We start from the raw sequence: 15,087 nt of genomic DNA, 5'->3' as shown, positions 1-15,087 counted from the left end.
CCCCGGACCCTTTGCGTCAGATTATGGCTCTGCCTTGTGAACACCACAGAAATATGGTGGCTGGCGCCCTCCAAGGCAGTGTCCTCTTAATATCGCCCTGATATTGACGTGAACCTGTCCAACCATGGGAAGACTGGCGATGGGTGTTGAGGCGGGAAGCAGCGATGCCCGCATGGTCGTCGTCTTACGGCACGGCGATTCAACAGTTCTGAAAACGGGCACGTATCCGGCAGACTTGACGTTGTGTTCGGCCACGATGACGTGACTGGAGCAGCGGATGCTTACTGAATTAGGGGGAGTGATGGAGAGCCGGACGAACAGCGACTACTTGGAGTTTCTGGGGGATCGACTTGATAAATTCTCGAGCACGTTCGACGAGTTCATGACACATCACGTGGAGAACACGGGCTTTGGAGGCATCGCCATGGGCATGGCACCTGCTGTGCTGCCGAAGGACGGTGCTGACAAAGCACGTGTGCGGGCGCTCACTGATCAGCTGAACCACCTCGCTGGAGCTCTCATGGATCTCAGCAATGTCACTCAGGTCAGGATGACCGTCCAGGGAGCCGGCGTCCTGGACCCCTTCGTGAATTGGCAGCGAATGCTCGAACCGAAGCCGCTGCTGGATGCTGGTGTGGTCCGAAGTTGCTGCCTTCAGGCCGCCGGTCGTTTAGAGGGCCTGCAGGCTAAAGCCGCCGCTCTGTCGTCTCCGAACATCGAGCCATCGCTTCTCCATCCTCTCGTGTGGGCAGCGGCCCAGCGTCTTTGGAACGACGGTCATCTTCGTCAAGCGGTTGCAGCTTCTGCGGAGGCCGTCAGCGGCCAGATGAAGCAGCTCATTGGTCGGAACAACGCGAGTGACACGTCTCTATGGCAGCAGGCCTTCGCAGCCGCGGATCCCCAGGAAGGTAAGCCTCGGCTGCGCTGGCCCGGGGATGTTGATGACCAGGACGTCAAGACGATGCAGTCCGGTCTGCTTAGCTTCGCTCCCGGTGTAAACATGGTGATACGAAACCCAGCGACGCACGTCTCCGCAGACTTCACCGAGCAGGACGGGCTCGAACAGTTAGCGACGCTCAGTATTCTTGCAAAGTTTTTGGACCGGTGCGTGGTCGTGTCTGTCGATGGCGTGACTTCCGCTGCGGTCCCGCCGGAGGTGCCTGCGCCCGCAGACGAATCCAACCGAGTAACGACGCGAGAAGACGGCTAGCGCGAGATGCCAACAGGAGGAGAGGACCTTTCCGCATCTGCGAGAGGAATGCTGAAGAAGGTCAAACGGCGATATCTGGAATCCCGGGACTTCAACGGACTCCACGTCAGTACTTCTCGGAACACAACCGAAGAGATCGATGGAGCGGTCGAACTGGCTGAGGCCGGCATGGTCGAAGTCGTGGGCCCGAGTGACTACCTGAATATTCACATACGTCCCTGGCCTTCGCGAAGGACGGTGGCTGAGCAAATCGAGGAGCTCCGGGAACTCTCCGAAGACGATTACGGGGTCTGTCTTTATCCCAAGGCAAAAGCACTAAAAAAGACGAAATTGCCCGGGAAGTTCGAAAATGCTCCCTTTTCTAAGGCAATGGCTCGTGGCCGATCCACGCTCGAACTGGCGTTCTTCAGCGCGGACGTGCTCGAGGGTTACCGAAACGATGCCCGGTTCAGGTTCGGCATGGGGGACTTTGGTATTAATTTTGGACTGTCGGACGAGGCGTTCGAAGACAGAGACCAGCCGAAGAAAGACAGGGTTGGTCTCCTGCATCTCGGCTTTGCCTACGATATGCGCCAGTACGACCCACAGGCCTCGGATTCGCCGATCATTCGACGCGTGGCCGCATTCTACGGGGACTTGGACGACCTCACACCAGAGCACCAACAGCGATGGGCGAGTTTCCAGGTTGCCAAGAAAGGGGTTGATCCCCACCCAGTTTGGTACGCGTCACAAATGGGTCACTGGCCGGACGGCATGGGCCCGTTCGCCCGACTCGCCCAGGAACTGAAAGCTATTGGCGACTTGTTCGAAAACGTATGGGGCATCCGTCTATTCAGGTCGCACGAACTTCCTGACGACTTCGGCTGGATCCTCAGAGCAGACCAACGCGAATGGGACCATTTCATTCACTCGTTCGACAAGCTCTTGTCAGACAACATTGATGGCGGAGCGCTTGATAAGGCCAAGGTTCCACGGACGAACGAGAAAGGGGACCCTTTGGGCACCCTTGGCCGGTTTGAGTTGTTCATGACGATGAAGCACGTAGCGCCAGAGTCTGCCAAGTGGGCGTTGAGGCCGTTACGCCAAGTTCGAGCGGCTCGGCAAAAGCCGGCCCACGCTCTTCGAACCAACGTGACCGACCAAACCTTCGTACGAAAGCAGAAGGACCTCCTGCACGATGTCAATGAAGTCCTAATAAACATCCGTCAGTGGCTATCGAGCCACCCTCAGAATCGGGAGTGGAAGGAAACATGGCCCGAGGCTAAGGATTATCCGCTCTGAAAACAGGAACTGAGCGGAGGGTAGCTACTGAGGCGGCGACTACATTTCGAGGCCCCGACGACAGCAGCTGCGCATCCCGAATTGCCTTCTGGAAGTATGTTCGCGATATTCGGCGGTGCTGACTGAACCCTATGCCGACACCTGCAGCGAAGCTCGGGGGCGTAGGTCGTTTTGCCGCTCTGGACATGTCCAGAGCGCGGGCGTTCAATTGAATTACAGGGTTCGTCGGCTGGCGCAGCAATTTGCGCACGTCAACACGAACCGAGGGGAAACGCATCACTGGGGATGTCATGACCAACGACCCATATCCCTCAGGACAATCGCCGGCGGAACGCGCAGCGAGTGCCTTCGATTCGTTAGCGCTTCCTACTCATTTGAACCTGGAACGCCTCGTTGAAGTGGTTGAGGGTGTCCGGCATCGGCCCATAGAAATTGAAGCTGCCGGAGCACTGAATGGTGGATCAGTCTGCGGTTTGTGGCTGTCCACGGATGATGTCGAGATCATCTTGCATGCCATCAGCCCATCCGGACTCCACCGTCAACAGTTTGTCCTTCACGAGCTGGGGCACATGGTCTTGAGGCATGACGAACTTGTGGTGCCGGCCGACTACATAGGGGTCCTCTTCCCGAACCTTCCGACCGGCCTGGTATCTCGTGTGTTGGCCAGGAGCAGCTTCACTGACGACTTGGAAGCCGCTGCGGAATCGCTGGCAGATCTCTTCGCGGCAGCAATACGGAACAGTGCCAGGGAGCCGCGATCGTTCGAGAAGGTCTTCGAATGATCCAGACAGTGGCCGCAGCTATGATTTGGCTACTCGTCGTTTGCCTGTTGCTTGGTTTCAGGAGACGGCGCGATCACAGCGTGCTGACGGCCGCCATCACGATTGCAGTCGCACTGACGCTCAACATAGATCAGGTCTACTTGGGCTTTGATGCTGTCCTGGGCGGTCGTAACTTTGTGGACCTGTTGTCCAACATATCTATGGTCGTGGGCATCTACTTTCTCTCGACAGCTATCATCCGGGCGGCTAAACCGGACGAAACGGTCGAGAGACGAGACACTGCTGGCCTAGTTCTCTTGGCCACGGTAATTGTGTGCCTTGCAGCCAGCTTCAGCGCCGTCGTTACCGAAGGCAGTTCCACTCGTTTCATGGTGGATTACGGTGGTCAGTGGCCCGCTGCCCTCTACTCATCGATCCAGTTTGTTTACATCGGCTACGTGGTTAGCGTTGCGGGTGTTACCTGTTTCCGATTTCGCGGCGACATGTTGAGGCCCTACTTCCGCATGGCATTTACGAGTATCGGGGTTGGTTGTAGTTTTGCCGTTCTCCTTGTGCTGCTCGTGCTGGCCATGGATGTTCTGCATTTGCATGGACGCCTGGATGCTATGCGTGCGATCTCGCCCATTTATGATGCGGCGGTCGTTGCCGCCATGACTTTCCTGTGCGTAGGTCTGGCCATCCCACCCGTGGCGCGTCGAATTCTCCGCCGTAATCAATCCGCGACCGAGGCGGAGCTGGTTAGCGACCTCACGAAAATCTGGGAGAACACAACAAAGAAACGGCAAAACGTTCGACTCGTGCGAGACACCGAAATGATCAGCCATCAGGACCATGCCCAAAGACTCCATAGGATGCTTGTTGAAGTGCAGGACGCACTGTTAGTAGAGCCCGGGTTAGGCAGCTCCTTGGACATCCATGACCTCAATGTCTTGAACGCAGCTGAGAACTACCTGGCGGGACCGATCGTGCGCCAAGTTGCAGTTCGTCGACGGAAGGGGAGTCGGCGATATGACGGATGATGCCAGTTCCTTCGAGACCCCACAGACCAGATTGGCACGAAAACTCAATCTCCTACTTGACCTCTACGAGGCCGAGGGATCGGAGGCGTTGACATACCCCGAGATCAATCGGCATATGAGTCAGCGTGGAACGCCGCTTTCCCGCTCCCGCTGGGCCTACATGCGTAGCGGGGACAGCTCGTTGGCGACCGATCCCATGCTGCTTCGTAACCTTGCGGAATTCTTTGGAGTGGATCGTGACTACCTCTTGGACGATGCCGGCGAGGTACCAAAGCTTGTAGACGCTCAGCTGGAACTTCTTCGTACCCTGCGTGAGTCACGTGTGCGGAACTTCGCCGCTCGTCAGTTGCACGGGATCTCTCCGGATACCCTGGTGAGACTCCGCGCAGTGATCGACGAACGCAGGAGGGCCCAAGGGGTGGACGATGCCGACAGCAATTAGTCCTAGGGCTTTAGAGGTTGCCGTTCTTGCTGCATCAGGGGCGGTGCTTGCAGGCGTGGCCGGCGCAGCGTACTTCGCTCGTCAGGTTGTAGTGCCAAAACACAGCCGTCGTGAGGGTCTGGAAGTTCGGGCAGTGCACGCCAACGGGGACGGATCCCTAGAGATCGAACTCCCCGCTACGGAACAAACGAGAGCGCCGGGACGATACAGTCTGTGGTTTGAGCAGGGGGCGGGCCACGCATGCCTCGGACCGGTCGTTGGCTCCCACCCTGACCGAAACTCAGTAGTCCGGGTAGTTGAGCGAGTGGACTCGGGGGACCTTGAACAAGCCAAGGCAGGTATCTGGAGTGGGTACGTCTACTCGAAACCAGAGCAACTCGGCCTGCCGTACGAAGACGTTGTGATTCCGGTTGAGAATGGCGTCGCCCCGGCTTGGAAATTCGATCCTCCAGCCGGCGTCAACCCATCCGGCGAATGGGCCGTCCACATCCATGGCATGGGCGGTAAAAGAGCCGGCACGCTTCGCGGCATACCGGTCGCAAGGCGTCTAGGACTGACGTCGCTGGTTGTCTCGTTCCGCAACGACGGCGATGCACCGCCGTCGTACGATGGCCGTTACAGTCTCGGCCAGACTGAGTGGCGCGACGTGGAGGCCGGCATCAACTACGCCATTTCCAATGGCGCTGAACTCATAGTCCTATTTGGATGGTCACTCGGCGCTGCTATCGCCCTTCAAACAGTGGCGTTGTCGCCGAACTCCTCGCGAATAGCCGGGATGATTCTCGATGCACCAGTCTTCGACTGGCGAACGACCCTGGCAGCGAACGCCAAGGCGGCCGGACTACCTCGGCCACTCGTGCATCTGGGCTTCAGCATTCTTCGATCCAAGGCCCTCCGATGGGTGACCGGCCTTGCTGAACCCATCTGCCTCGATTCCCTGGACTGGCTGGCGCGAGCAACTGAATTGAACAAACCGATCCTCGTACTCCATGGAGAGGGGGACGATACAACACCCTTCGAAGCATCCAAGAAAGCTGCCAGTCTGAGGCCGGACCTAGTCAGATTGGTGGAGTTTGAATCTGTGGGCCACTCTCTGGAGTGGAATGTCGACTCCGAAAAGTGGGAGCGATCGGTCGAGGAGTGGCTTCACGGTCTCCGGCTGGCTGGCTCTAGTCCGGAACAAGCGGGAGCGCAGTCGTAGGAGGCATTTGCACTGAGTACTGGGCCGCTAAGTCAATGAGTTGACACTCGACGAGTGAGGCGTGAGCGGAGTAACGCTCGTCGGCCAAGGCCTGAACGTAACCAGCCGACTCAAGGACGAGGAGATGGCGCCGAACCGTCGCTCGGGAAGCGTGAATTCCTGATGCCAAGACGCCAAGGGTTGATGGCCCACTTCTGATGAGGAAGCGAAGGATTTGGCTCCGTGTTCGGTTCATCAGGATGGATGTCGACATTCAAACCACGGCTCACGATTGTGGAGGCTGCTTCTGTAGACGGGTCTACAGCATCAGGATACGCCTCATGTAGGCAGCGGACTAGATTCAAGGTGGGTTGATTGTTTAGTCACTGCGCTCGCGGAATACTGATGGCAACGCAGCAGTATTTCTATTGAAACGAGGCAAGTGGAGCATGCCGGCAAAAGACGCTAGCCGCAACGGCGAGTTGTCACCACAGGCGACCCTTGCCCGCCGGCTAAACCTGCTGCTCGACGTCGTTGTAGCCGAGAGGGGTTCGCCCGTCACTTTCAGGGAGATTGAGGCCGGACTCCGAGCTCGAGGAGTCAAAATCTCCAGGGCCAGATGGTTTTACATGAAGGACGGGACAGGTCGTCTCGTCAGTGATCCGCAGCTGCTTGGCGCTATCTGCGAGATGTTCGACGTCGATCCCTCCTATTTGCTGAACGGCGTCGAAGATGATCTTCCCGAACGCATCGACTCGCAGTTGGAGTTTGTGAAGTCTCTGAGGGCAGCCCGGGTGAAGTCATTCGCTGCTAGGACGCTCGGGGACGTCTCGCCGGAGACACTTCGCGCAATCTCCGAGTATCTGAACAAAGACATCGACTTGCACCCGAACGGGGAGCGTGCCGCGGCTACTCCTCCAAGACGTACCGGAGATGGGCGTCCAGCAACTCCTTGATGCGGGTAGGATTGGCCGAGTAGCGGGGAGAGCGGCCGTGACGCCGCCCAGCCTCCACATCGACCTCAATGGCGCCGACCTGTTCAAGTGCGATGAGGTGTTTGGCGACGCTGGGCTCGCCGGCGCTGACGGCCGCGACGATGTCCCCTCTGGACGCCGGACCATTCGCCGTCAGGAACCTCAGAATCTCATTCCGGGAGCGGTTCCCGAACGTTGCCACGGCGCCTTCAACGTCTGGCGACCAGGCGTCGTCGTGAGGCTGCGTGATCCGTGGCATGGCTCCATTCTTGCTGAACAACATGCAAAAAGTAAGAACGTGGGTCTTGACGATACTTTAATTATCTTCGACAATATTCTTTAGAAGCTTGTGTTGTGGTCAGTGTCGTCACTGCCGCGTTGAGTCACCACGTCTGGTGGCGCTGGAGATATTCGAATCCGTTAGTCGAAGCGGTGAGAGCCATGAGCCTGGAACACCTGGCGGGCAACGCTGAAATAGAGACCTCAAACCCATCCCCGGTGGACATTTCGCTGCTGAATCCGGTGACACCGACCCTGCGAGTTTCCGTCGAGCAAATGATGGGAGCAGTCGAAGCCGTGCGTCGCTACGTCATCTCGCACCTGGCTCGGATCGGCCGCTCGTGTGATGTGGACGATGTCATGCAAGACATCAGGATGGCTGTCTGGGACGGGGTGGCACGCGGAAATTACCGACAGATCCCTGGAGTTCCGTTCGGGGCCTGGGTGCAAGGCGTCGCCGGGAATGTCTGCGCAGCGCACGTCCGCAGGGAACTCGGCCACAAGACGCTGCCGCTACTTTTGGATCCGGGCAACAGTGAGAGCTTGAACATTGTTCAGCAGCTAACGGTGCTGGTCGTGTCCCGTGATTACCGCGATGCCGAGGAATTCATCGATCAAGAATGGGCGCATATGGTTCTTGGGTTGACTCGAGCCGCTGTGTCAGCTTCGGTATGGCGCCTCGCCGTGGGCAGTCTTACCGAGCCGCGACGATTCGCCCCTCCATCGCCGCAAGACCGTCGCCGCTGGAATGCAGTCACCACGGTCCGGCAGACTGCAAAGACGGTAAGCCAAGCGTTGGATGTAGATCCTGAAGCTGTGCGCGACATGCCCGGTCTATGCCGGCACGCCGTTGGCTGTCTGCCGAGTCCGCTGCTGCGGGGAGTGGCCGATGCAATCGTTCTGCCCGAACATCACGGCGTCGAACGGCAGGTTGCCATCGCCGCGGTCGCCGAGGAGTTCAAAGTCACTGATCGATATGTGGCCGTTCAAATCGGCACGGCCCGTCGCCTGTACCAAGCGGCATGGAGGGTCATTCGCAGTTCCATGATTTCGACTGGTTGAGTCATGTTGCTCAATGGGGAGCTGAGCCATGAAGAGGCTAGGAGGCAAACACGGTGAAGTCGCTTTGGCGTGGGCGAGCAACTCGTCGCTGGGTGTTTGGTTTAGCACTGACGGCAATCTTTGGCACCCTCATTCTCGTTCTGGTCGTACCGCAGGAGTCCCCGTCTCCCGATGGGACGGGTGTCCCATCCGAAGAGTCTCAAACCCGCAACTCTCCGCCGAGCCTTTCCCCGTCTACTACAGCGAAACCAACGAGGTCAGCTCCACTCCCTAAGGTGCCTGCGTCCGCTCCGCCTGCCACGGCCGATTATCGGGCGCTTGCTTCCGCGGCCGCCGTAACAATCTATAGCTGGGACACCCGAATTTCGTCCTATTCGGATGTGTACGCTCGAATTCGGGGTTGGTGGTTCGTCCTCCCTGACGGATCAAATCCGTTGGCCATCCTGGTCCAGGAGTTTGAGGCAACGGGCATAAACGCGGGGTCCTTCGCTTCGCTTGCGGGCCAAGGTGCCTACAGGGTTGCGACGTTCGAATCCATGGCATGCGACAACGAACTCGTGAAGGTTCGCGAACGGCCGGCTCCGTGGGTGGGACTTCATGTCTGCACGGTTCGACTCAAGGTCGTTGACCAGACAGTCAGTAGCAGCAATTCATACACAGCGCCGGTCAGCGTCATAGCTAATTGCCCGCCGGCAGCGACCGCCCCGCCTGATCGATGCCAAATGGTCGGCTTCTATGCCTCGACTAGCCGGATCGTCTACTGATGCCGCATGCGACATTGGCGATGGCCCTAGCCAGGCGCCGAACGCTCAGACGGGCTGCCACCGCCGTCGTTCTCGTCATTGTGCTTTCCTTGGGTGTTGTCATCAGTGTCGTCGGTTTAGCCTTCTCGGGAGAGAAACCGGAATCACCTGTCGGGTGTGTGTCCAGCAGCAGCGCGGTCACACAGGGCGTCCTCGAGAACAGCGGATCTCGACCGGATGGACAAGCCGTTGCACTGTCCGCAGGGCAGATTGCTGTGGCACTGGGGTACATTTCCGTCGGGAAGCAACTTAGTGTTCCTCGGGAGGCGATGGTGATCGCCATAATGATGTCGCTCCAGGAATCGACCCTCCGGATGCTCGCCAACGCGAATGTCCCTGCGTCATTCCAGTTTCCTCATGACGGGGTTGGGAGCGACCACGACTCAGTAGGGTCGGCACAGCAGAGGCCAGCGGCTGGCTGGGGAACCGTTGCAGAGTTGATGGACCTTTCCTACAACGCACGGGCATTCTATGGAGGGCCGTCCGGACCGAATCAGGGTAGTCCTCGAGGTCTGCTGGATGTGCCGGGCTGGTCTGCCATGAGCAAAGGGCAGGCAGCCCAAGCAGTCCAGGTGTCTGCGTTTCCGGAGCTTTATGCCCGGTGGGAACCGCAGGCGACCGCCATCATAGACCTGCTCCAAGGTGTCGCCCCGGTCCCGGCGTGCGGGGCGGGGGAGAGTGCTCGGCCAGATTCGGTTTCCGCCGAAGGGTTGTCTCAGATCCGAAAGGATATTCTGCGCTTTACCCAGGCAGGCTTAGGCGGTGCTTACGTCTGGGGTGGTACGGCTTTCAAAGCCTGGGACTGTTCGGGATTTGTGCAGTGGATCTACCGCCAAGTCGGAATCGAACTACCTCGTGTGGAGCAGTGGCGAGTCGGGCGAATGACGGACAAGCCTCAGATCGGAGACCTCGTGGTTCAAAATCCCAAAGGTCCATACAACTGGGGACATGTGGGCATTTATGCGGGCGACGGGATGATGTATAGCGCGCTCAACCCGTCCGCTGGAACGCTGCTGCATCCAATCGACTGGAACCCGGGGACCGCATACTTCGACCTATTGCAGACGTTTTGAACTGACGATGAGAGAAGACTCGTTGCACCAGCTGTAGTTGGCTGGCCGAACCCTTTGCATCACGCACGTTGTGGGGCGTCTGGAATTCCGAACAGGAACACCCACTTCCCGTGACTGGACCTTGCGCGTGTAGTTGGACGGCGAGAAGCGCCGCCTCAACCTAGACAACAGTGGCCAGTCGAACCTACCAATTCGACGTTGACAGCTAGACTGAGGTGCAAAATTACCCGTTCCGTGGACGGGATTTTTGGGTGACTCTGAAACGTGATCTACTAATTCTGCGTGTGCTGCCACCATAAGTGGTCAGGCACTCCACGGGTGCGTCCCGTGAGCCCTCCGATTTGTACAGGCCTGAGCCGCCCAAGCTGACGGCTTGGGTCGTCGAAGGCCAAATGGCGTCGTCATTTTGTGATCATCCTCGCAGCGATGGCCTCCGCAAGGCTTCACAAAGTAAAGCGGACCAGTGTCCCTCCAGGGCAGTTTGGGCGGCGGTCAGGGTGAGCTTCTGACCTTAGAGTCATGGGCGAACTGATTCAAGGCTGGACGACGTGGACACATGTGCCATTAGGCAAATATTTGGCGAAGATAGAGACAATAAAAGATGGGGCCAGTCAGCAGCATGGAAGAGTTCTTCGTTCTAGGGTTTTGCGGATCTACGATCCGGAGTGTACTGACGGTTGAAGCAACGGATCGGGTTGAACGTTAAATGTCCTCACCGCTTCTTCCTCTTACAATTCTCAAGCCAGAGCGATTTTTGGATCTCTTTTATAAGTCTGTCGATTTCGAGATCCAGAAAAAAACATCGCTCCATCTGCATGTGCTGCGCATTGAAGACGGGGATTTCGCACTTGGACCGTTGTACACTCAACTCCTAAACCATAGCGACACCTACGTCCTGTCGCGTACAAAGTATGCTGAACTAGTAAGCGATATCTCGCGATATCCTGAAATGCGCAAGAAAATTCAAGCACAGTTCAAGACGCCTGATGAAAATGCAGGCGAAGGAGGAGAACTTCTTCTTTATGCTTTCCTCGAAGGCCATCTCGGAGCTCCTAAGGTTCTTTCCAAGATGGAGCTAAAGACTTCGCCTGAACTGTACGTGAATGGTGCGGATGGTGTGCACTTGCTGGAAGTAGACGCGTCAAACTATCAGCTCATATTTGGCGAATCTAAAATGTATGGTGACACAAAGAGTAAACCCGGTTCTAGCATAAAGAATGCGATAGAGTCGGCGTTCAAATCGATGGCCGAAACAAAGAGAAACCTTTTTCAATGGGATAATTGGCTGGTCGAGTCTCAGATCATGCAGGAGATTGCGGATCAGGAGAAAATCAGCAAGTTGGCCGAAATCTTGTTGCCATCCGCGCGTGCAGCAGATGCCGTAAAAAAGTCTAATGCTTTTGGCGTCTTCTTAGGCTACGAGATCGATGCCTTGGACATTGCCTTTGAAGACTACCTTGATGAGGAAATTGAATCGCACCTGAAGAGGATGGCTCAAGATGCCATCACCAAGCAAGTCGAAACCATTGCGAATCAGATAAGTAAGTTTGGTCTAGGGGGGCATCACTTCTACATCTACGCGATTCCCTTTTTGAAGAGAAGAACCGTTGACGGTGTCCAGGGAGTTCAGGAAGTACGGATGCGAATCGCCGAAGAGCTGAGTGGCAGAACACCGAGTGTGAAGACTATGGACCGCCTAGCTGAGAAGGCGAAACAGAATGGTAAGTAAGTCCGTGGCCGATGGACTCGGTGAGATCATCCTGGGTCGTAAGGACTTTCAAGACCTGGTGACCAAGATCGAGCGAATAGTGACAGATGGATATCTTGGTGTCCAACGGCAAGACCGTTTGTCTTCTGAAGAGCTGGGACATCTTCTTCGCTACGCCGATGTTCTTTCTCACTCAACAATAAGCGAACATCGTTCCTTCGCCTATGGTGTTATCTCATTCCTTAATGACTATGGTGACATGGCTGCGTTATCGTCTGCGGAGATCGAACGCGTGCGTGGCGTCGCGGAAGCTGTGCTGATTCAACTCGGCAACTTTCCTGGTCTGCGAACGCTGCACAAAGTCGGCGAGAGTAAGTACGCGCTACCCATCTCGAAGGGTGCAGTGCGCGTGGCCAAGGAGCTCGCCCACTCCAATAGCCGTAACGACGCTGTGCTTACCGATGCGCAGTTCAGGATCGTTTCAAAGATGAGGGCGACTGACTTCTTCAGCTTCTCGGGTCCTACCTCTCTGGGCAAGTCATTCATAATAAAAGACTCGCTTTACGATATTGTGCGAAACGACGACCTAAATCAGCGAAGTGTTGTAGTGCTGGTACCGACGAAAGCGCTGGTTGGACAGACAGCAGAGGATCTTCGAAACCTCTTTAAGGAAGTTCCGGAAGTTCACGTGGCAACTTATCCGTCTTTGCCACGCGTGATTCGGGACCGTTATTCTCGAACCGTATTTGTTTTCACGCCGGAGCGCCTTCTCCGTTATCTATCTAATCCCGTACGCGAGATTGACTATCTAATCGTTGATGAGGCTCAGAAAATAGTCGCGGAGAATGATGCCCGCAGTTCGCTCTACTATCACGCGATTGTCGAAGTAACGCGTCTCTTTGCGGCCAAGTTGATTTTTTCATCTCCTAGTATTTCTAATCCTGAGATTTTTCTCGAGCTTTTTGGGAAATCTACTAATGGAGCCTTGGCCGTCAAGGAAAGAACTGTAACCCAACAGCGCTACTTGATCGATTTTGTCGGACAAAAACAGTATCACTACTCAGCCTATAAAGGATCTCCTAGGGAGGTGGCTGGGCCACCGGATACTGATGACTCCTTGCGTTTCATTATCAAACGTAGTGGAGTGCGCAAGGCGATTATATATGTGAACGGATCGCAGAAAGCGGCCTCGGTGGCTAGAGATCTCGCCGCTTTACTCTCTCCGGTGACGGACGTCAGAACTCAGGGTTTGATTCGCTATGTCCAGGAGTTTGTGCATGCCAAGTATTTCTTGGCTGACACATTGAAGAATGGTGTAGCTTATCATCATGGAAAGATGCCGCAGGAGATTCGCGAGAAGATCGAGTCCGTTTATGCAGACCCTCACTCGCCTGTTCAGTTCATTGTGTGCACATCTACGCTTTTAGAGGGTGTCAACTTACCCGCTAAGAATATATTTATTATGAGTGACAAGCATGGTTTTCGTAAGTTCTCACCAATTGATTTTGAGAATCTTGTTGGTCGTGCGGGACGCCTGACTTATGATTTTTCTGGCAATGTGGTGTGTATCCGTGATGATGAGAAAAAATGGAATTCTGATGCTCGTGAGTTGATCCCAAGTCTAAAGTCGATTTCGGCATCGAGTTTTTTGGTAGATCCCCCTTCTAACCGGAAGAAGGATTACACCGATATTGAGCATGTTCTCAGGAACCGCCGTGTTCCTGGTAATCCTTCAGCGGACAAGCTTCAATCGATTCGTCAGTATGCGTCGATACTTACTTTGCACGCAAAAGGAGGGCAACCCAGTCCACTCCTTTTGAATTTTTTGAACAAAGTTCCCGGCGGTAGTGACCTACTAAAGTCTGTTGTGAATTCCGTCGACTACCCCGAAGAGTTAATCCGATCCTCGCCGGATATACTCCCAAAGTATCAGTCGGCCCTATGGCGAGAGCTGAAGTCTGCTTCTGCTCAGCCCTTGATTCCCGAAGATGCTGACTTGGGAGAGACGGAAACCTTCCACGACGCTCTGCGACTTCTCAATCGAATTTATGCTTGGCAAGACACGGAGTCCATCGGGAGAAATTCGCTCGTGAGTACAAATTCCAAGCCCAAGGCCCTGGACCGACGCTTGAAGTACTGGGCGCTCTTGATGAAGAGCTGGGTTCGAGGGGATCAGCTAAATCGACTTATCCGGAACTCGATTAACTATCACATTCGAGAGGTTGATTTCTCTTATGAGGAGTTTGTGGGTGGTCGCAGGATCGTGAAGGAGCCTTTCGATCCAACGTCTGCAAAGCATATCAATATTGTCATTGAGAATCTTCTGTTAGATATTGAGGGTGGGCTACGATTCCGAGTCATCTCGTATCTTCAGAACTATTATGAGTCTAGTATCCACGCTATGGGCGTCGATAGGGCCGGCGTCAATGTTGCTCGCCTAGTCGAATATGGAACAACTGACCCAAGAGCGGTCGAACTTCAAGAAGTTGGATTTGGTCGGTCGGTCGCATTGAAGCTCGTTGAAGACCACGCCGAAGTGTTGAATTTTTCTGACAGAGGAGAGCTCATAGGGATTGAGGTGGAGGCTTTGCTATCCATAGAGCAATTGGACGATGACATTCGTATGGAGGTAGATAGCCTGCTCGTTAAGTCCGAAGCGGACCTAGATGGTAATCCTGGAGTCGCCTTTGACCAAGCCCTCGAGATGGATTCATAAGGGAGGCCTGCCTCACACACTGTTGAACTGAGGCGGTTGATTTCAACTGACTGTTGCCGGTGTTCAGCAAGCGACGTATTGATTTCGAATGTTGCGCTTCGTTCTCTGGTTTGGTGCTAGCGCGTCTAGTCACTGTCCGAGAGTGCAACGCTTTGGCGAATATGCTAGCTCGAGCAACGGTCATGTCGTTCCCCTTCCCCGACCCCCATGAAGTCGTGAGCCCAAGCAGCTCATTCCATTGGAAGTCGACTGGATGGAGCACCAGATGGTACTGGCAGCGGTGGATCCTGGGATCACACCAAACGCGAATTTCCCCTTTCTTGAGTCCCTCAAGCAAATCGGCGGCGGCATACTCGTCGGCGCCTTCATCGTCATAGCGATAGTGGCGATCATCGGAGCAGCTATGCTCCTTGCTGGCAAGCTGAGCCAATCCTCGCGGCTGGCCTCGGGCGGTGGGGTGATCCTGCTGTGGACGGGCCCGGTCGCGGCAATCCTTGGCGGCATCAACGGATACATACTGTGGTCGCAAACGGCCTTTCCCTTGGGCTTCTAGCCACT

At 55.7% G+C, this 15,087-nt stretch carries 14 protein-coding genes; 12 read left to right on the top strand and 2 right to left on the bottom strand.

Going from position 1 to position 15,087, the window contains the following annotated elements:
* Positions 1–277 precede the first annotated feature (277 nt).
* The 6 genes from AC1DCM_RS01730 (at position 278) to AC1DCM_RS01705 (ending at position 5,935) form a co-directional block, all read left to right on the top strand.
* Positions 278–1,210, top strand: a complete 933-nt coding sequence (locus AC1DCM_RS01730; protein ID WP_477517070.1) for a TIGR02391 family protein — start codon at positions 278–280, stop codon at positions 1,208–1,210.
* Positions 1,211–1,258: 48 nt separating this feature from the next.
* Complete coding sequence (locus AC1DCM_RS01725) at positions 1,259–2,491, top strand: hypothetical protein (RefSeq protein WP_477517069.1); 1,233 nt, start codon at positions 1,259–1,261, stop codon at positions 2,489–2,491.
* A 290-nt stretch (positions 2,492–2,781) separates the two neighbouring features.
* Complete coding sequence (locus AC1DCM_RS01720) at positions 2,782–3,273, top strand: hypothetical protein (protein ID WP_141282090.1); 492 nt, start codon at positions 2,782–2,784, stop codon at positions 3,271–3,273.
* Positions 3,270–4,292, top strand: a complete 1,023-nt coding sequence (locus AC1DCM_RS01715) for a hypothetical protein (protein WP_477517068.1) — start codon at positions 3,270–3,272, stop codon at positions 4,290–4,292. The genes AC1DCM_RS01720 and AC1DCM_RS01715 overlap by 4 nt, the downstream gene beginning before the upstream one ends.
* On the top strand, positions 4,282–4,734 hold the full coding sequence (locus AC1DCM_RS01710; protein WP_477517067.1) for a hypothetical protein: 453 nt from the start codon (positions 4,282–4,284) through the stop codon (positions 4,732–4,734). The genes AC1DCM_RS01715 and AC1DCM_RS01710 overlap by 11 nt, the downstream gene beginning before the upstream one ends.
* Positions 4,718–5,935 (top strand): alpha/beta hydrolase, encoded by a 1,218-nt coding sequence (locus AC1DCM_RS01705; RefSeq protein ID WP_477517066.1) that lies wholly within the window; start codon positions 4,718–4,720, stop codon positions 5,933–5,935. Before AC1DCM_RS01710 ends, AC1DCM_RS01705 begins: the two co-directional genes overlap by 17 nt.
* Here AC1DCM_RS01705 and AC1DCM_RS01700 read toward each other — a convergent pair.
* Complete coding sequence (locus tag AC1DCM_RS01700) at positions 5,904–6,170, bottom strand: ArsR family transcriptional regulator (RefSeq protein WP_477517162.1); 267 nt, start codon at positions 6,168–6,170, stop codon at positions 5,904–5,906. The two genes, AC1DCM_RS01705 and AC1DCM_RS01700, sit on opposite strands and share 32 nt — an antisense overlap.
* Before the next feature lie 193 nt (positions 6,171–6,363).
* Here AC1DCM_RS01700 and AC1DCM_RS01695 point away from each other — a divergent pair, with 193 nt between their 5' ends.
* Positions 6,364–6,870: a hypothetical protein gene (locus tag AC1DCM_RS01695; RefSeq protein WP_477517065.1), complete on the top strand. Its 507-nt coding sequence runs from the start codon at positions 6,364–6,366 to the stop codon at positions 6,868–6,870.
* Here AC1DCM_RS01695 and AC1DCM_RS01690 read toward each other — a convergent pair.
* Positions 6,824–7,147: an ArsR/SmtB family transcription factor gene (locus tag AC1DCM_RS01690; protein WP_477517064.1), complete on the bottom strand. Its 324-nt coding sequence runs from the start codon at positions 7,145–7,147 to the stop codon at positions 6,824–6,826. The two genes, AC1DCM_RS01695 and AC1DCM_RS01690, sit on opposite strands and share 47 nt — an antisense overlap.
* A 182-nt stretch (positions 7,148–7,329) precedes the next feature.
* On the opposite strand from AC1DCM_RS01690, the gene AC1DCM_RS01685 reads away from it, so the two are divergent.
* From AC1DCM_RS01685 to AC1DCM_RS01665, 5 genes are all read left to right on the top strand, one after another.
* Positions 7,330–8,229 (top strand): sigma factor, encoded by a 900-nt coding sequence (locus tag AC1DCM_RS01685; RefSeq protein ID WP_477517063.1) that lies wholly within the window; start codon positions 7,330–7,332, stop codon positions 8,227–8,229.
* Between the two features lie 1,342 nt (positions 8,230–9,571).
* The gene (locus AC1DCM_RS01680; RefSeq protein ID WP_477517062.1) at positions 9,572–10,105 is read left to right on the top strand and encodes a C40 family peptidase; all 534 of its coding nucleotides are present in this window, start codon (positions 9,572–9,574) and stop codon (positions 10,103–10,105) included.
* Between the two features lie 706 nt (positions 10,106–10,811).
* On the top strand, positions 10,812–11,834 hold the full coding sequence (locus AC1DCM_RS01675) for a HamA C-terminal domain-containing protein (protein WP_477517061.1): 1,023 nt from the start codon (positions 10,812–10,814) through the stop codon (positions 11,832–11,834).
* Complete coding sequence (locus AC1DCM_RS01670) at positions 11,824–14,529, top strand: DEAD/DEAH box helicase (RefSeq protein WP_477517060.1); 2,706 nt, start codon at positions 11,824–11,826, stop codon at positions 14,527–14,529. The genes AC1DCM_RS01675 and AC1DCM_RS01670 overlap by 11 nt, the downstream gene beginning before the upstream one ends.
* 265 nt (positions 14,530–14,794) lie before the next feature.
* Entirely contained in the window at positions 14,795–15,082 is a 288-nt protein-coding gene (locus AC1DCM_RS01665; protein WP_017197424.1) for a hypothetical protein, read from the top strand.
* The last annotated feature ends 5 nt before the right edge of the window (positions 15,083–15,087 follow it).

It is taken from the genome of Paenarthrobacter sp. 10N417 (assembly GCF_056394745.1).
The sequence above is the reverse complement of the archived record's forward strand: the minus strand, read 5'-3'. Positions and strand labels throughout refer to the sequence as shown.